The organism is Planktothrix rubescens CCAP 1459/22, assembly GCA_904830895.1.
Taxonomy (GTDB): Bacteria; Cyanobacteriota; Cyanobacteriia; order Cyanobacteriales; family Microcoleaceae; genus Planktothrix; species Planktothrix agardhii.
Window position 1 is genome coordinate 4,474,163 of the sequence record LR882958.1, and the last position, 16,544, is coordinate 4,490,706.

15 protein-coding genes and 2 pseudogenes are annotated in these 16,544 nt (G+C 38.6%); 9 read left to right on the forward strand and 8 right to left on the reverse strand.

What is annotated here, in order from left to right:
• Window positions 1–5 precede the first annotated feature (5 nt).
• Window positions 6–491, forward strand: a pseudogene (locus NMG86_RS20560) (7TMR-DISMED2 domain-containing protein); the annotation flags it as partial.
• 84 nt (window positions 492–575) lie between these two features.
• Window positions 576–2,494, forward strand: a pseudogene (locus tag NMG86_RS20565) (7TM diverse intracellular signaling domain-containing protein).
• Here NMG86_RS20565 and NMG86_RS20570 read toward each other — a convergent pair.
• The 3 genes from NMG86_RS20570 to NMG86_RS20580 form a co-directional block, all read right to left on the reverse strand.
• A complete protein-coding gene (locus NMG86_RS20570) occupies window positions 2,491–3,066 on the reverse strand; it encodes a Uma2 family endonuclease (RefSeq protein WP_026785339.1) in 576 nt (191 codons plus the stop codon). The pseudogene NMG86_RS20565 and the gene NMG86_RS20570 sit on opposite strands and share 4 nt — an antisense overlap.
• Window positions 3,067–3,182: 116 nt before the next feature.
• Window positions 3,183–3,494: a helix-turn-helix domain-containing protein gene (locus NMG86_RS20575; protein ID WP_026785338.1), complete on the reverse strand. Its 312-nt coding sequence runs from the start codon at window positions 3,492–3,494 to the stop codon at window positions 3,183–3,185.
• Window position 3,495: 1 nt separating this feature from the next.
• Entirely contained in the window at window positions 3,496–3,846 is a 351-nt protein-coding gene (locus NMG86_RS20580) for a type II toxin-antitoxin system RelE/ParE family toxin (protein ID WP_026785337.1), read from the reverse strand.
• 143 nt (window positions 3,847–3,989) lie between these two features.
• Here NMG86_RS20580 and NMG86_RS20585 point away from each other — a divergent pair, with 143 nt between their 5' ends.
• Together NMG86_RS20585 and NMG86_RS20590 are read left to right on the forward strand one after the other, a co-directional pair.
• Window positions 3,990–4,940 (forward strand): thermonuclease family protein, encoded by a 951-nt coding sequence (locus tag NMG86_RS20585; RefSeq protein WP_043939053.1) that lies wholly within the window; start codon window positions 3,990–3,992, stop codon window positions 4,938–4,940.
• 13 nt (window positions 4,941–4,953) lie between these two features.
• Window positions 4,954–5,535: an NADPH-dependent FMN reductase gene (locus NMG86_RS20590; protein ID WP_026796394.1), complete on the forward strand. Its 582-nt coding sequence runs from the start codon at window positions 4,954–4,956 to the stop codon at window positions 5,533–5,535.
• 110 nt (window positions 5,536–5,645) lie between these two features.
• Here NMG86_RS20590 and NMG86_RS20595 read toward each other — a convergent pair whose 3' ends face one another.
• Entirely contained in the window at window positions 5,646–6,704 is a 1,059-nt protein-coding gene (locus NMG86_RS20595; RefSeq protein ID WP_026785332.1) for an NAD(P)-dependent alcohol dehydrogenase, read from the reverse strand.
• 231 nt (window positions 6,705–6,935) lie between these two features.
• Here NMG86_RS20595 and NMG86_RS20600 point away from each other — a divergent pair, with 231 nt between their 5' ends.
• Window positions 6,936–8,153, forward strand: coding sequence for an RNA-guided endonuclease InsQ/TnpB family protein (locus NMG86_RS20600; protein ID WP_087882102.1), 1,218 nt, complete (start codon window positions 6,936–6,938; stop codon window positions 8,151–8,153).
• Here the strand turns inward: NMG86_RS20600 and NMG86_RS20605 are convergent.
• On the reverse strand, window positions 8,099–9,046 hold the full coding sequence (locus NMG86_RS20605; protein ID WP_071783159.1) for an SDR family oxidoreductase: 948 nt from the start codon (window positions 9,044–9,046) through the stop codon (window positions 8,099–8,101). The genes NMG86_RS20600 and NMG86_RS20605 overlap by 55 nt on opposite strands.
• A 195-nt stretch (window positions 9,047–9,241) precedes the next feature.
• Between NMG86_RS20605 and NMG86_RS20610 the strand changes: the two genes are divergently transcribed.
• Together NMG86_RS20610 and NMG86_RS20615 are read left to right on the forward strand one after the other, a co-directional pair.
• Window positions 9,242–9,757 carry an FHA domain-containing protein gene (locus tag NMG86_RS20610; RefSeq protein WP_026795972.1) on the forward strand — a complete coding sequence of 172 codons (516 nt, stop codon included), beginning with the start codon at window positions 9,242–9,244 and terminating at the stop codon, window positions 9,755–9,757.
• 38 nt (window positions 9,758–9,795) lie between these two features.
• Window positions 9,796–11,781, forward strand: a complete 1,986-nt coding sequence (locus tag NMG86_RS20615; RefSeq protein ID WP_026796396.1) for an FHA domain-containing protein — start codon at window positions 9,796–9,798, stop codon at window positions 11,779–11,781.
• A 330-nt stretch (window positions 11,782–12,111) separates the two neighbouring features.
• Here the strand turns inward: NMG86_RS20615 and rpsN are convergent, their stop codons facing one another.
• The 3 genes from rpsN to rseP are packed head-to-tail and all read right to left on the reverse strand — an operon-like array spanning window position 12,112 to window position 14,248.
• On the reverse strand, window positions 12,112–12,414 hold the full coding sequence (gene rpsN, locus NMG86_RS20620) for a 30S ribosomal protein S14 (protein ID WP_026785328.1): 303 nt from the start codon (window positions 12,412–12,414) through the stop codon (window positions 12,112–12,114).
• 1 nt (window position 12,415) lies between these two features.
• The gene (nth, locus tag NMG86_RS20625) at window positions 12,416–13,135 is read right to left on the reverse strand and encodes an endonuclease III (protein ID WP_043939052.1); all 720 of its coding nucleotides are present in this window, start codon (window positions 13,133–13,135) and stop codon (window positions 12,416–12,418) included.
• Window positions 13,136–13,144: 9 nt separating this feature from the next.
• Window positions 13,145–14,248 (reverse strand): RIP metalloprotease RseP, encoded by a 1,104-nt coding sequence (rseP, locus tag NMG86_RS20630; RefSeq protein WP_026785326.1) that lies wholly within the window; start codon window positions 14,246–14,248, stop codon window positions 13,145–13,147.
• Window positions 14,249–14,422: 174 nt separating this feature from the next.
• On the opposite strand from rseP, the gene gcvT reads away from it, so the two are divergent.
• On the forward strand, window positions 14,423–15,553 hold the full coding sequence (gene gcvT, locus NMG86_RS20635) for a glycine cleavage system aminomethyltransferase GcvT (protein WP_026795974.1): 1,131 nt from the start codon (window positions 14,423–14,425) through the stop codon (window positions 15,551–15,553).
• A 62-nt stretch (window positions 15,554–15,615) separates the two neighbouring features.
• Entirely contained in the window at window positions 15,616–16,524 is a 909-nt protein-coding gene (gene rimK / locus NMG86_RS20640) for a 30S ribosomal protein S6--L-glutamate ligase (protein ID WP_026785324.1), read from the forward strand.
• Window positions 16,525–16,544 lie beyond the last annotated feature (20 nt).

The window sequence follows — 16,544 nt, forward strand, 5'->3', positions numbered from 1 at the left end:
TTTTATTGGTAACAATATCTCATGCTTATACCCAAACCAACCAAGAAATAGAAAGTGTAAATCCTGTTGTTTTAATTGATAAAATAACAAAATATCCTTTAGGTTTAAATTTAGAAATATTTGAAGATAAAACTAGAGAATTAACGATTGAAGATGTAGTTAATCAAAAATTTATCCCTAGTCAGCAAAAAGTCCCCAACTTAGGACTAAAAAACTCAGCCATTTGGGTACGTTTTCGGGTAAAAAATGAAGCAATTAAAATTAAAAATTGGCTTTTAATTTTTAGTGATACTCGTATTGGCACAGTAGATTTTTATTTGCCTAAACCAGATCGAAATAAATTTAATTTTATTAAAACTGGTAGAGATTTTCCCTTTCATACCAGAGAATTTAACCACCGTTATTTTATTGTTAATTTACATTTTGATCATCAAAACGAACAAATTATTTATTTACGTTTAACTTCACAACTTGGTTTCACAATTCCTTTAAATATTTACTCCTTAGAAATATTTTGGCAACAGGATCAAGGTAATATTTTATTCTTAGGAATATCCTACGGAATTATTCTGGTGATGATTGTTTATAATTTATTTTTATTTATATCCTTACGAGACAGAAGTTATTTATATTATATTTTATTTATTACGGGTTATTTATTTTTCCAACTAAGCCGTGAAGGAATAGGACATCAATATTTATGGAGCAATTTCCCTAATTATCCTGAAATTTCAGTTTTAATGGCCTTATTTACTTTAATTGGGTGGATTAAATTTACTCAATCTTTCTTACAAACCCAAAAATATATTCCTAAAATAGATAAATTTTTCTTTTTTACAAGTATATTTCTCATTGTTTTTGATCTTAGTGTGATCTTAATCAGATTTATTAGTTTTTTCAAAAATTATCAATATTCATTTATCATAACCTTTAATAGTTTATTTATCTCGATCATGATCTTAATCATCGCTATAATTAGATGGAAACAAAAATATAAACCAGCTAAATGTTTTTTATTAGCAATGTTAGCTCCAATTTTGTGTACAACTATTCATGGTTTAAGTGTATTTTCATTAATACCTTATAATTTTTATACTGAGAAAAGTTTAGCATTAGGTTTTACTTTATCAGTAGTATTATTTTCTATTGCTTTAGCAGATCGGATTAATTTAATTAAAGAAGAAAGAGTGCAAGCACAAGCAGAAGCCTTAAAAAATGCTGAACTTAATCAACAATTAATTAAAGAACAAAATATTATTTTAGAACAAAAAGTTAATCAAAGAACAACAGAATTAGCAATTGCTAAGGAAAAAGCCGAAGTAGCAAATAAAGCGAAAAGTAGCTTTATTGCTAATATGAGCCATGAATTAAGGTCGCCTTTAAACGCAATTATTGGTTTTTCTCAGTTAATATTACGCACAAAAAATCTACCTTCTGAACAATACGAAAATGCGGGTATTATTCAACGAAGTGGTGATTATTTATTAACTTTAATTAATAATGTCTTAGATTTTTCTAAAATTGAAGCTCAAAAAACTACTTTAAATCAAAAGGATTTTGACCTATATCAATTGTTAGATGACTTGGAAGATATGTTACATTTAAGGGCGTTTAATGCTGGATTAGAATTAATTTTTGTGCGCGGTGAAAATCTACCTCGTTATATTAAGGAACCGGATTAGGATTAGTAATTAGTCGTCAATTTGTGCAGTTAATGGGGGGAGATATTACGGTAGAAAGTGAATTAGGAAAAGGCACAATTTTTCAATTTTCAATTGTGGTACAATTAGGTAAAGAAACTGATAAAATTGAACACATTAATCCTAAAAGAGTATTAAAACTAGCACCGGAACAACCGACTTACAAAATCTTGACAGTAGATGATAAACCGATTAATTGTCAATTATTAATTAAATTACTTTCACCTTTAGGCTTTGAAGTAAAAGAAGCGAGTAATGGACAGGAAGCGATCGCAATTTGGCAAGAATGGCAACCCCATTTAATATTGATGGATATGAGAATGCCTGTAATGGATGGTTATGAATCCACTAAATATATTAAGTCAACGACTCAAGGTAATGCTACCGCGATTATTGCTTTAACTGCGAGTGTCTTAGAAGAAGAAAAAGCGATTACTCTGTCAGCAGGATGTGATGATTTTATGAGAAAACCCTTTAAAGAATATACAATTTTTGAAATATTAACTAAACATTTAGGAATCAAATATATTTATGAAGATATGACAGATGGAAATAGCCAAACAGGAGTAAAAATCAATGAATTATCCCAACTAACTACAGAACAATTCCAAATAATGCCCCAGGAATGGGTGCTCAGATTATATCAAGCAGTTCTCGAAGCAGATGATCAGGAAATCATAAGATTAATTCCAGAAATTCCTGAAACCGAAGCTGCTTTAGCTAAAATCTTGACTAAACTGGTGCGTCAATATCAATTTGAGCAAATTATTGATTTAATAGAACCTCTCGTTTAATCATCAACTTCTGCTTCTGTGAAAATAGGCGGCCATAATGCAGAAATTGATAATTCCCAACCGGGAAATAGTTCGGGTAGAGTTAAAATATCTTCATTTGCTAATATAATGGGTTCCCCTGTCGGTCGATAAACGGTAACAGTCAATTCATCAGGGTCAATCAAAATTCCCACAATTGCACCTAATTCTAAAAACTTTTTGAGTTTTTTTTCTAGTGTTTTAACTCGATCACTTTGAGATTTAATTTCTACAACTAAATCTGGAACTAATTTGGCAAAGTATCGGACACTTTGTTGTAGCTGAGATGCACGAACAAAAGAAACATCTGGTGCTTTTAAGTTAGTATCGGGCATGATAAAACCTCCTGCGGAGTCAAATATTCGCCCTAAGCGACGAGGTTCAACCCAAGCGAAAAGAAAGGCAATTAAACGGACACCTATTTCGCTAGAGATAATATCTGATGGCCCCATAACGATAATTTTCCCATTTTCAAGTTCTAATTGGTAATCCTGTCCAGCTTCCGAGAGAGTTGCTTGTAAGTTTTCTAAGTCTTTTATTGTCATCAGTGCCATGAGAAAAATCTCCTTGTCTAACTGAATTGATTAATATTATAGCTCTAAATTTAGGTAAAAACTTGATCGGATGCGATCACACTTTAACAATTTTCCTAGAGGTGATTAAATTATTATCAGGACAAGCCGCGATCGCTATTGGATTCTAAAACAAATTCAACTTTTAATTTTTTACCCAATACTAATGCAGCTTTAGTAATTGTTTGTAAATTTAAAGATGAATTTTTAGGATCAAGAAGCCGTTGTAAAGAAGATCGGCTAGTGTTCATTCGTTTAGCCATTTCGCTTTTTGAAAGTCCGGCTTGATTCATGGCTTCTTGAATTTGGTAAGCAATTACCCTTTTGATTGCTATTGCTTCTACCTCTGATAATATTCCTTCTTCTTCAAGAAATGTATCAAAATTACTGCCAATATATTGATTATTCATGTTAATTGATTGATAAGTTATTTAATCTATTTTTAGCAATGTCTAACTCTTTTTCAGGAAGTTTTTGAGATTTTTTAATAAACCCATGTAACAAGATCATTTTATCATCTTTAACCGTAAAAATAACACGGGCAATTTTATTGTCTAAAGATATTCTAACTTCCCATAAGTTGGCTACCAACTTTTTAACCAAGGGCATTCCCATAGGCCAACCAAACTGCACGGTTTTAACATCTGTCCCAATAATTTTCTTTTCATTAGGGGATAAGGACTTTAGCCATTCTCTAACAGGCTGATTGCCAAGTTCGGATTTGTAAAAAACAACCTGTAAAATCAGGTTAGGATCATTCATCTTTAATAATTATACCTAATAAGTTTCATCTTAATCAATATTTAGGATGCAATTTTAACCAACTATGGTATTATGGCGACGACGATTAATGCCAGTACCAAGAGAAATAGTATCATTTTTAACTTAAAGGAAAATCAAATATTGTGGGAACTCGGATTAAAAATTTACAAGTCACAAAAGTCGTGGATGGGGACACAATCAAGGTGTTACTCAATGATAAGCGGGAATTTTTAAGACTCGATTGTGTGGATACGGAAGAAATACTCAACCATGATTCTAAACCCCGAACAAATGCCGGAATTGCCGCCGCAGAAATGGCACAACAATATTTTATGAATGAACATGGTTTTTTAACAAAAGTCGATATTGAATTTGATGGCAATGAACCAGCAGAAGTGTGTTTAGAAAAATATCGAGATCATCACGGACGATTAATTTGTTATGTGCATAAACAGGGAGAAAATTATAATTTAAAATTAATTAAGGAAGGTTGGAGTCCTTATTTTATTAAATATGGAAATTCTCGATTATATCATCAAGAAATGATGCGGGCTGAAGCCGATGCCCAAGCCCATAATCGCATGATTTGGAATCGCCAAACCAACGAAAGTAGTGCCTTTAGAAACTATACTATTTTAATGCCTTGGTGGTCGTTACGCGCTGCGATTGTGGATGATTTTCGTCACTATGGACAACCGAATGGCGTGTTATCCGTGCGTTTAGATTATCCTAATATATTATTAGCAGCAATGAAGCAACAATCTATTACTATTTTCTGTGATTTACAGGAGGGAATTACTAAATGGATTGGCAATAGTGGGATTATTCATACCGGAACAAAAGACCGAAGTTTAAAATTATGGATTCCTGAAGCTAGTAATAATAAAGATTCTCCTATCATTCATTTAATTAATAAACGATATACGGGGTTAGGACGGAGTTATGTCTATATTAGTGGACAGGTGACCATGTACCGAGATAAACCCGAAATTACCCTAAATCATCTGCAACAATTATCGGATTTTTGCCCGATTGTTCAAGCAAAAAAATTGGCAAATTCCCCAGCTTTAACTTATAATAATACGCAGAAATAATTAGGATATCATCATGGTAAATTCCCCCAAAATTCTCGCCTTTGCTGGAAGTGCTAAGGAAACTTCCTATAATAAAAAGTTAGTCCAAATTGCAGCCACCGGAGCCAAAACAGCCGGGGCGGAAGTCACCTATATTGATTTACGGGATTTCCCGATGCCCTTATTTGATGAAGACTTAGAAGCCCAACAGGGTATTCCGGTGGCTGTTCGTCAATTCAAAGATTTAATGGTAGCCCATCAAGGCTTATTAATTGCCTGTCCTGAGTATAATAGTTCGATTACACCGTTATTAAAAAATGCCATTGATTGGGCATCCCGTCCCGAACCCAATTTACCGGGATTAGCTTGTTTTAATAATAAAATTGCAGCGATTATGAGCGCCTCCACTGGAGGGTTTGGAGGAATGCGCGGGTTAGTTCATGTTCGGGCTATTTTAGAAAGTATTGGGGTATTAGTTATTCCTCAACAACGCTCTATTTCTCAAGCCTTTGAAGCCTTTAATTCCGATGGAAGTTTAAAAGATCCCAAACAACAGCAGGATGTAGAAAGTTTAGGCGCAAAAGTTACAAGTTTATTGATTAAACTTTCAGCTTGAATTTCAGTCATCAGTTATCATTTATCATGCCACAGGTAAGTGCCTGCGAGACTTACCCATGACTCCCGATAAGTTTGTTAACGGATAATCGCTTCGAGTTTCCAACTCGGTTATGCAGATTTAAGGGATGCCATATCTATGCAGAAGCGGTACTTCACATCGGACTTGAGCAGTCGCTCGTAGGCTTCGTTAACCTTCTGGATTGGGATAACTTCGACATCGGCAGTGATGTTGTGTTTGCCACAAAAGTCGAGCATCTCTTGGGTTTCGGCGATCCCACCGATGCTAGAGCCAGAAAGACTGCGGCGAGCCATGATCAGGCTGAATGCCGAGACATCCAGGGGTTTCTCCGGGGCGCCGACAAGGGTGATGTTACCGTCAAGGCGAAGCAGATTGAGATAGGCGTTAATATCGTGATTAGCGGAGACGGTATCGAGAATAAAATCGAAACTGCCAGCGTGCTGCTGCATCTCGTCGGCGTTGCGGGAGACAACCACTTCGTCGGCACCAAGACGGAGCGCGTCTTCTTTCTTATCGGGTGAAGTCGTAAAGACAACGACATGGGCTCCAAACGCATGAGCAAATTTCACCCCCATGTGACCGAGCCCACCAAGACCGACCACGCCAACTTTCTTACCTTTAGTAACGCCCCAGTGACGCAGGGGTGAGTAGGTTGTAATCCCGGCGCACAGAAGTGGCGCGACTCCAGGGAGATTGAGGTTGGTAGGAACTCGCAGAACGAAGCGTTCATCAACAACAATACTATCGGAGTAGCCCCCATAAGTAACGCCTCCGAGGTGCTTGTCGGGAGAGTTGAAGGTGAAGGTTAGGTTCGGGCAGAACTGCTCAAGATTAGCTTGGCAATGGGGGCAAGTACCATCGGAGTCAACCAGGCAACCAACCGCGGCGAGGTCATCGGGCTTGTACTTCGTAACTGCCGAGCCAACCTGGGTAACACGGCCGACGATCTCATGACCGGGGACAATTGGGTAGGTAGTGGGCATGACGCTGCTCCACTCGTTACGCACCGAATGGATGTCGGAGTGGCAGATACCGCAGAAAAGGATCTCAATCTGTACGTCGTGTTCGGTTAAATCGCGTCGTCCGATCTGGGTGAAGGACAGCGCTGATGTTGCACTGGCTGCGGAATAAGCTTTCGTGTTGTACATAAATTGATGCTCCTATTTGTTTATTTTTAGCGAATGGTATTGTTGTGTTTTGATATCTATTCTCTCGCTCATGTATTGCATTATAGGTTCCAGCTTACAAAGCCAGGGTGGGAGCGTGAAAGCCCACTAGCTTCAGCCGTGGGATGAAACGCGACGCAGGCACTTTTAAGTGCCGTCATCTACCAATTAATTTGTACCCAGTTATTAGATATTTATGTTATCATATTTTCCATGATCAAAGTAACTCGGACGATTAAATTAAAATTCGCAAAACTCAACCGTTGTAAAGCTCAAATGTTTGAGCAAATGACGAAAGAAAATACGCGAATTGCTAATAAGCTGTTGTCATTGCCAATCAAAGAACGGCGAAAAATGACAACAGCTAAAATCATGTCCGAGTTAAAATCTGCTCTGGTCAATCAAGTTATTCGACATACCACATCCCCAACGGGTCGTAAAACCAAGCAATATAAAGTTCTTCCTGTAGAAGTTAACAACCAAAATTGGAAGTTAACTCAGAAAGGGAGTACCTATTCAATTAGCTTCCCGACCCTCAAAGGTGAAAAAAGAATCCCCATTGAAGTAGCATCTCCTCATTGGCAGCCCGTTTTAGACGGATTGTTAGAGGAAACAATTCAAGGGGGTTCTTTTAAGTTGATTAAACACAGAAATAAGTGGTATGCCTATCTGTCAATTACTGAGGATGTTCCAGAAGTTGAGACAGAGAAAACATTAGGATGTGACCGAGGGCAGAATAATTTAGCGGTAGTTGCACCAAAAGAAGGTTTCGGCAAGTTCTTTAATGGTCAAAGTGTTAAGCATCGAAGACGTTATTTTCAACAACGTAGAAAACAACTTCAAGAAGCTAAAAAGTTTCGAGCTTTAAAGAAATGGAACAAAAAAGAGCAACGATGGATGGAAGCTATTAACCATACAGTCAGTCGCCGAATTGTTCGTTTTGCTGAATACCATAACGCCGATATTGTTATAGAGGATTTGGAAGGATGTCGTAAAACCATGAAACAGAGCCAGAAATCTCGTTCTGATTCCGGTGAATCTCGACACACTTGGTCTTATTATTCTTTGGAGCAAAAACTTAATTATAAGTTGGCTTTGAAAGGATTGAAATTAATCAAAAGACCTGCACCATATACCTCAAAATCTTGTTCAACTTGCGGTGTTATTGGTAAGAGAAATCGACATGATTTCAATTGTCCTAATGGTCACTACCATAATTCTGATTTGAATGCTGCACGAAATCTGTCTCAATGGGATGGTTTCGCTTGTGATTTAAACCTAAAGAGAGATGCTTCTGTAATGGATTCATCCGGTTTAAATTATGGGGTGTTTGGCGCACCCCCGAACTCGGTGAAAAACAATCAAAAAGAGTATATTCAACTGTCTTTATTTGATTGGGCTAGATACGAGAATCCCACCCCTTTAGCGTAGCGTAGGGGTGGGAGTGTCAACATGAGAATTATTAATCTACTTAATTCCTCCCGAATTGATCGGGGCTGATATCCTAAATTAAAGGCTTTATAACTATCTAAAGAAACATCAGGAGGACGAGGTGCTAACATTTTAATATCCACTTGAGAACAGGGTTTAATTAAATGCTTTGGAAGCTCTAAAATATCAGCCATGAGTAAGCCAAATTCATAACGAGAAATCCGTTCTTTTCCTCCTAAATGCAAAATTCCTGATATAGTTTCTAGGGCTAATAATAATCCCTTAGCTGCGGTATTTCCCCCCACAGGAGTTCTAAATTCATCTACAAATAAATTTAACTCTTTTCCTGCTTTTAAAGTTTTAATAAAAGGCTGAATAAAACTGGTGGTATGGTTAGGAACATCCCCAAACATTAAGGGCATTCTGCAAATAGTTGTTCGAGGATAGCGTTCTAACATTCCCTGTTCAGCTAATACTTTTTGTTCCCCATAATAACTAATTGGGGATACGGGATCGGTTTCCGTATAGGGTGGATTTAAACCATTAAATACTAAGTCCGTTGAAGTAAAAACACAGGGAATATTCAACTCAGCACAAAGATTAGCAATTTCCCAAGAAGCGATAACATTAATTTGATAGGATATTTCAGGATACTGTTGACAAAAGTTGGGTTGAGATTGAGCCGCAGCATGAATAACCGCATCGGGTTTAATTTCTTGAAACAGATTTTTTAATCCTGGAATATCCGTTAAATCTGTCTTAAAAAGATAAATATTAGGAATATCAATAGTTTGAGAATGAGTTAAGCCATAGACTTGCCATTGAGTTTGAGCAATTTGGCAAAGATGCCATCCTAAAAAACCACTAGCTCCTGTAATTAAGAGTTTATTCATGATTAATATGATAGACTATAGAGTGTGAACGGCGATCGCATCTTTCAGCCTAAACCATTAAGATCTAACCGTAATCATTTTTGATCCACAAAAGCAATTATATCAAAAAACTAGGATAGAATTGACCGTTAAGGATCACCTAAAATAGTATTCGGTAAACTGAAATAAAAACCCCATATCTCAAGATTAATACCCATGAACGAACTGACACTAAATTGGACAGAAGCTGGTCAGTCCCGCACCCAAACCTTAAATGATCAAAAAACCTATCGGGTTGGACGAGATCCCACACGCTGCGATATTGTATTATCCCATCCTACGGTATCAGGATTACATATTGAAATTTTTTTTGATCCATCCAATCATAACTTCTATCTGAAAAATTTACGAGAAACTAACCCACCAATAATTAATAATCAAAAGTTAATAACGAGTGAGGTTATTTTAAATTCAGGGAATAACATACAATTGGGACAGCAGCAATTAGAAATAATTGCGGTTTCTTTTGAACATTTTTCAATTGCACCAACACTATTATTTTCCCCCGATGAACTAATATCAAAAGCTCCTGTTCATCTCAATCTTGTACAATATGGTTTACAGTGTCCTCAATGCGATCGCGTTTCCTCTTATGAACAGTTAAATATAGGTTGTCCTTGGTGTGGAACGTCCTTAGCAGCAGCAGTTAGTGTGGTTTTATCCACCCAATAGATAATAGATAAATCTCAAAAATAAAGACTAAAAAACGGATGCAAATTCGACTGAGTTGGCAAAATTTAGAAACAGGAGAATGGCGAACCCCGGTTCTAACCTTACCCATTGCATTAGGAAGGGTTTTTGAACGAATGCCTTCTACGGTGAATGGAGAAAAGGTTTCTCGGATTGTTTTAACGGGGGAAAGAGTCTCGCGTTTTCATGGGTTAATTACCCGGGAACAAGGAAACTTAATGGTGACAGATACCGGAAGCCGAAATGGAATTTTAGTAAATGGAATTGTTCAAACTCGTTGTTGTATTCAAGAGGGAGATACTTTACAAATTGGTGAATATAATATTACAATTTCTTTTATTACTAATACTTTTAACATTCCTAATCAAAAATTATCACAAATTTCCTTTAATCCTCAAACAGATTTACCCGTTCCCAATCTTTCTACTCCGACAATATCCTCATCAAATCAAGAGAGTTTCCCTCCTCCATCATTTCTCGATCCCGCTCAAGTTTCTTTAACCCAATTACAAGCCACAGGATTACCGATTGAGCAAATTGATTATCTAACTATTGGGGCAGGATTAGGGAGTTTTGTTTGGGTTGATGCCCTCAGAATTTCCGGGGTTAAATCCAATCAAATTATAGCGTTAGGAATGGAAAATAAACCCTATACTCGTTATCAAAGATTATGTTTAAATTCCCAAATTCCTCCCCATGAAAGGTTACGTTCTAATTCTGATTCCTGTCCCGATAATCTTTGGGGATGGCCGAGTTATGCCCTACGAGAATCCTATACAGAATGGTGTAAAGGCAAATTTTCCACCGCTTTAAATTTACTCTGGCAAGTGTTTTCAGAACCGACTTTTGCCCAGACCTATACCCCCCGTTCTGGTCATGTTTTTGATGCGATTGATCGAGAAGATAATCGGATTGAATGGTCAAAAATATATCGCTATGGCCGGGTAAAAAATATTAGAAAAACTACCGATGGACGTTATGCAATTGCCTATTCTTGTTCTACAGAAAATCGTCGAGATCATGGTTTTATTATTGCCCGATATGTTCATTTAGCGACGGGTTATCCCGCGATTCAATTTCTTCCAGATTTACAGACTTATCGAGAACAAACCCAAGATTTTAAATCCGTTGTCAATGCCTATGAATATCATCAACATATTTATGATCATTTAGAACAATCGGGGGGAATAGTAATTATCCGGGGTCGGGGAATTGTGGCTTCTCGAATTTTACAGCGTCTTTATGAAGCTAGATCTAAAAATTCTCAGATCCAAATTTTACATTTAATGCGATCGCCCAAAGCCCAAGGAAATCAATTTCAACAAGCAAAAAGAACCATTGAAAATCATTTTGAATTTCAACCCTTTAACTGGCCCAAAGCCTCTTGGGGCGGTGATTTACGCCAACAATTAGAATTAGCTAATCCCCAAGAACGATTACAACTCTTAGAACAGTGGGGAGGAACCACCACAGCTAACCGAAAAGACTGGCGAAATATTATTAATCAAGGACTGCGCCAAGGGTGGTATCGGATTACTTTTGGAACCGTTGAACAGGTGGAACCCAGTCCTACGGGTCGCACTTTAACAACCATTCGAGAACATGGGTTAAATGCTCACCTTGAGTTAGAGGCGGATTTTATTATTGATGCGACTGGATTAGAGGCAAAAGTCAATACAAATCCCTTATTAAAGGATTTAGTAGTTCATTATAATTTGCCATTAAATGCGTTAGGAAGATTGAGTGTAGCGAATGATTTTGAACTGGTGGAAATGCGGAATTCTACGGTATTAAATGATGCTGTAGGCGGTCGGATGTATGCCACGGGTGCAATTACTTTGGGGGGCCCCTATGCGGCCGTCGATAGCTTTTTGGGATTGCAATATGCGGCGTTAATTTCTTTGGAAAGTTTGGCTTCTATTTCTGCGCCGGGGTTAGGCAAATTAAAGGGATGGCGATCGCTCTTACAATGGTTTAAATGGGTGAATAATCAACCTCCCAACTAAAAATCCCAATTATTTATAATTACTCAGTTTTTTTGCCTGATTCGCCGAAAATTGGGGACTCAATTTGACTCCCCAATTCTGTAAAATGAAACAGCCTTACTGATTCAGGGGGGTAAGGGAGATCTGATATAGCAACCGCCAAGGCAGTTAAGACACCAGACGGATCTTGGAACCCAGACGGTAAAGTGTTTTCCCCCCAAACCCCCCGTGCACGGGGGGTTTGGGGGGGCTGTTCCCTGTTATATCAGAAAAAATCAACTAACTTTCAGTTTTATAGCTTATTTTTAGCTGACATTTGATACCCACCGTCGGATATCTCGCCCCTATCTATTACCAACTGGACTTAACCACACCGGGTAATAATCCTGCGTGGGCCATTTCACGGATAACGTTACGAGACAATCCAAAATCCCGATAGAACCCTCTGGGACGTCCAGTTAACCAGCAACGGTTTCTGACACGGGTTCTGGAACTATCGCGGGGGAGTTGTTGGATTTTGCGGTGAATTTCCATTTTTTCCAATTGAGACCCAGCTTGCTCAAACTGGTCTTTCAGATCAGCGCGTTTTTCCGCATATTTTTCTACCGTTCTTTTGCGCTTATTATTGCGCTCAATCATGCTTTTTTTAGCCATATTAAGGCTGTTCTCCTTGTAAATAATTATTTATGCTAAAGCCAAGTTTTTTTCCTGCGCTGGGGACGGTTGATCCTTGAGCAGAGGGGCATAAATCAGACAATTCGCAATTATAACACATTGGACTACGCGCTGTACAGACGGCCCGACCATGATAAATTAAGCGAATTGACCAATTTTCCCAATCCTCCCGGGGAATCAAAGGCATTAGATCCCGCTCAATCCGAATTGGATCGTTATGGGAAGTCAGTCCTAGCCGTTGACTCAGCCGTTTAACATGGGTATCCACCGTCACCCCCATATTAATCCCATAGCCATGGGCTAACACCACGTTAGCGGTCTTACGAGCTACCCCTGGGAGTTCTAAGAGTTGTTCCATCACTTTTGGCGGTTGTCCCCCGTATTTTTCCGCCAACAGTTGACAGGAGCCTTGTATATGGCGGGCTTTGTTCCGATAAAATCCCGTTGACCGTACCAGGGTTTCCAGTTCGGTAATATCGGCTTTGGCTAAACTTTGGGCGTCGGGAAACCGAGCAAATAGGGCGGGAGTGACTTTATTTACCCGTTCATCTGTGCATTGAGCCGATAGAATTGTGGCGACTAATAATTGCACCGGGGTTTGATAATTTAAACTACAGGTTGCATCGGGATATAGATGCTTGAGTCGCAATAAAATTTCTAAGGCTCGTTGTTTTGGGGTACGCTTTTTCTGAGTCACCATATTAATTACTTACTGTTGAAATAGCGATCGCACCCAACTTAAATCCGTTAAATTAATCGTATCTCGAATAATCAAGAAAACCCCTAATCCTAATAACAACATCAAACCCGTTTGCATCACATTTTCTTGAATTTTCTCAGGTAAGGGTTTACCGCTAAGGGCTTCAAATAACAAAAAGGCTAACTGACCGCCATCTAAAGCCGGAAGGGGTAAAATATTAATGAAGGCTAAATTAATACTAATTAACGCCGCAAATTGCAACAAATTCCATGGATCGGAACGGGCAATATCGGCCCCAAATTTGACAATTCCCACCGGGCCAGATAGCTGTTCTGCGGTTTCACTAAATCGACTAATCAGTTGTCCAAAACCAGATGCAGTTAAGTTAATAATCCGTTGAAATTCCGTTGCACCCTTGCTTAATGCTTCAATTGGGTTCGCAGCCCGATGACGAACAATAGTGCCATTCGCGGTTAACTGTACTCCAATCCGACCTTTCCCATCACTTGCTAAATCGGGAACCAGGTTAACAGATACCAGTTGATCCTGTCTTTTAATCTGTACTGATAAAGGTTGATTCGGATGGGTTTGAATAGCTGCAATTAAGGTTTTAATCGAAGTTTCAGAAGCCCCTAATTCCTGACCATCCACTGCCAAAATAATATCTTTAGATTCAATTCCAGCCCGATGAGCGGCGGAATCAACATTTTGAGTAACTTCTGCAACTTTTACACCAGGTTCCTGATTAAAACTGGGAACCCCAATAATTCCAATTTGAGTCACCAATAATAAATAGGCAAAAATCAAATTAGCAATCACCCCGGCACTAATCACAATTGCACGATCTAAAACCGGACGATTACTGAGTAAATTCGGATCATTTTTGGGAATGGTACTCTCAGGATCATCATCGGGAAATCCCACATATCCCCCTAATGGTAAACCTCTAATTGCATATTCTGTTTCTGACCCTTGATATTTCCATAATATCGGGCCAAAGCCAATAGAAAAGCGATTAACATGGATATGCTGGAAACGGGCGGCTAAAAAATGTCCCAGTTCATGAACGAAAATCAACACCGCAAGAACGGCGATCGCTGCCAATATTGACATGAATAAATCCTGTAAAACGACAATTGAGCGGTTCTAACCATTCTAATATCAGAACTCAGTTGTTGGGTATTGAGAGTTGGTTTAACAACGGTAGTATGATAATCACAACGGGAGAAATTCAACGATTGACCCAAAAACCCATCGTCACCCGAAAACCGAAACCTGATACTGAACATGACAACGACCCTTTCTCATACTCCCCTGTATAACGTCTCCGTTGAACTGAATGGCCGCATGGTGCCCTTCGCAGGTTGGGAAATGGCGGTTCAATTTAGCGGAATTAACCTAGAACATCAAGCTGTCCGTCAAGCGGTGGGAATGTTTGATATCTCCCACATGGGCAAATTTGTTCTGCGCGGGGAAAAACTCATCGAAGCCTTACAATCCCTTGTCCCTTCGGATTTGAGCCGTTTACAGCCAGGTGAAGCCCAATATAGCGCCCTTTTAAATGCCCAGGGGGGAATTTTAGACGATATTATTTTTTATGATCAGGGGATTGACCCGGTAACGAATCTGCCGCAAGGGGTGATGATTGTGAATGCGGCGACAAAATCCCGTGATAAAGCTTGGATTATTGCCCATATTGAAGATCAGGCGATAGTATTAGAAGACTTATCGCGAGATAAAGTCCTATTAGCGGTTCAAGGGCCCCAGGCTGAAGCCACATTACAGCCTTTTGTCGGGGATAGTCTTTCTGAAGTTAAATTTTTTGGTCATATTACCACCACCGTACTCGGAAAACCAGCCTTCATTGCCCGCACCGGATACACCGGAGAAGATGGTTTTGAAGTCATGGTTGCTCCTTCTGTTGGTGTGGAATTATGGAAAAGTTTAGCCACTGCGGGGGTAATTCCCTGTGGTTTAGGTGCTAGAGATACCCTGCGTTTAGAAGCGGCAATGGCTTTATATGGACAAGATATTAGTTTAACTACTACTCCCTTAGAAGCGGGTTTAAATTGGATTATTCATTGGGAAACTAAAGGAAAATTTATTGGTCGTCAAGCTTTAGAACAGCAAAAAGCTGCCGGAGTAACTCAAAAATTAGTGGGTTTAGAAATGCAAGGACGACATATTGCTCGTCACGGATATCCGGTTTTATTTAATGGTCAAACCGTGGGAGAAATTACCAGTGGAACCCTATCACCAACGTTAGGAAAAGCCATTTCTATGGCCTATGTTCCCACAGCATTATCCAAAATTGGTCAATCTTTAGATATTGAAATTCGGGGCAAAACCTACCCAGCAACGGTGGTTAAACGTCCCTTCTATCGTTCTCCTAATCGTCCCAAAAACCCAAAAACCTAAGCCCTCGTTGTTGCGCTTTAGCGCTCTTAGGAGGGGCTAAAGCCCAACAACAAAGTTTATTTATGAAAATTGCAATCTTATCCCAGGATGGTTCCCTATATTCTACTAGAAGAATCAGGCAAGCAGGGGAACAACGGGGGCATGAGATAGAAATTATTGATTATTTAAGATGTCATATTTCACTGAGTTCCCAGAGTCCCACTGTGATTTATGAAGGCAGATATTTAAAAGAATTTGATGCAATTATTCCCAGAATTGGCGCGTCAAAAACCTTTTATGGAACGGTGATTGTCCGTCAATTTGAACTAATGGGAATATTGACTTTGAATGAATCCCAAGCTATTGCTCGTTCCCGTGATAAATTAAATGCGTTACAAAGTTTAGCTAAAGAAGGGATTCATTTACCTAAAACCGGATTTACTACTTCTATTAAGGATATTGATAGTTTAATTCAACAGGTGGGGGGTGCGCCTTTAATTATTAAATTATTGGAAGGAACTCAAGGGATGGGGGTAATTTTAGCTGACACTTATCAATCGGCTAAATCGATTATTGAAGCGTTTCAAGGGTTAAATATTGATGTTTTAGTTCAGGAATTTATTCCTGAAGCGGATGGGGAAGATTTACGCTGTTTAGTGATTGGTGATAAAGTTGTGGCGACAATGAAACGCATCAGTAACCCTGGAGAATTTCGAGCTAATTTACATCGAGGTGGGAAAGCAGAAAATGTTAAATTAACCGCAGAAGAACGAAATATGGCGATTAAATCCGCAAAAGTGATGGGATTAAAATTAGCAGGAGTTGATTTGATTCGTTCCCATCAAGGGCCATTGGTTTTAGAGGTGAATTCATCCCCTGGACTGGAGGGAATTGAAACCGTTACGGGTATTGATATTTCCGATAAAATTATTGAATGTTTGGAGAAAAATGCGATGAAAAGAAAAACACAAAAAATGGAGAATAAAAAATGAAATAAATGTTCTGATTGTCT

Coding starts and splice junctions, on each gene's coding strand:
- NMG86_RS20610 (WP_026795972.1), top strand. CDS start 9,242: ATGAACGAACTGACACTAAATTGGACAGAAGCTGGTCAGTCCCGCACC.
- gcvT (WP_026795974.1), top strand. CDS start 14,423: ATGACAACGACCCTTTCTCATACTCCCCTGTATAACGTCTCCGTTGAA.
- nth (WP_043939052.1), bottom strand. CDS start 13,135: ATGGTGACTCAGAAAAAGCGTACCCCAAAACAACGAGCCTTAGAAATT.
- NMG86_RS20580 (WP_026785337.1), bottom strand. CDS start 3,846: ATGAATGATCCTAACCTGATTTTACAGGTTGTTTTTTACAAATCCGAA.
- rimK (WP_026785324.1), top strand. CDS start 15,616: ATGAAAATTGCAATCTTATCCCAGGATGGTTCCCTATATTCTACTAGA.
- NMG86_RS20575 (WP_026785338.1), bottom strand. CDS start 3,494: ATGAATAATCAATATATTGGCAGTAATTTTGATACATTTCTTGAAGAA.
- NMG86_RS20615 (WP_026796396.1), top strand. CDS start 9,796: ATGCAAATTCGACTGAGTTGGCAAAATTTAGAAACAGGAGAATGGCGA.
- NMG86_RS20595 (WP_026785332.1), bottom strand. CDS start 6,704: ATGTACAACACGAAAGCTTATTCCGCAGCCAGTGCAACATCAGCGCTG.
- rseP (WP_026785326.1), bottom strand. CDS start 14,248: ATGTCAATATTGGCAGCGATCGCCGTTCTTGCGGTGTTGATTTTCGTT.
- rpsN (WP_026785328.1), bottom strand. CDS start 12,414: ATGGCTAAAAAAAGCATGATTGAGCGCAATAATAAGCGCAAAAGAACG.
- NMG86_RS20600 (WP_087882102.1), top strand. CDS start 6,936: ATGATCAAAGTAACTCGGACGATTAAATTAAAATTCGCAAAACTCAAC.
- NMG86_RS20570 (WP_026785339.1), bottom strand. CDS start 3,066: ATGGCACTGATGACAATAAAAGACTTAGAAAACTTACAAGCAACTCTC.
- NMG86_RS20605 (WP_071783159.1), bottom strand. CDS start 9,046: ATGAATAAACTCTTAATTACAGGAGCTAGTGGTTTTTTAGGATGGCAT.
- NMG86_RS20590 (WP_026796394.1), top strand. CDS start 4,954: ATGGTAAATTCCCCCAAAATTCTCGCCTTTGCTGGAAGTGCTAAGGAA.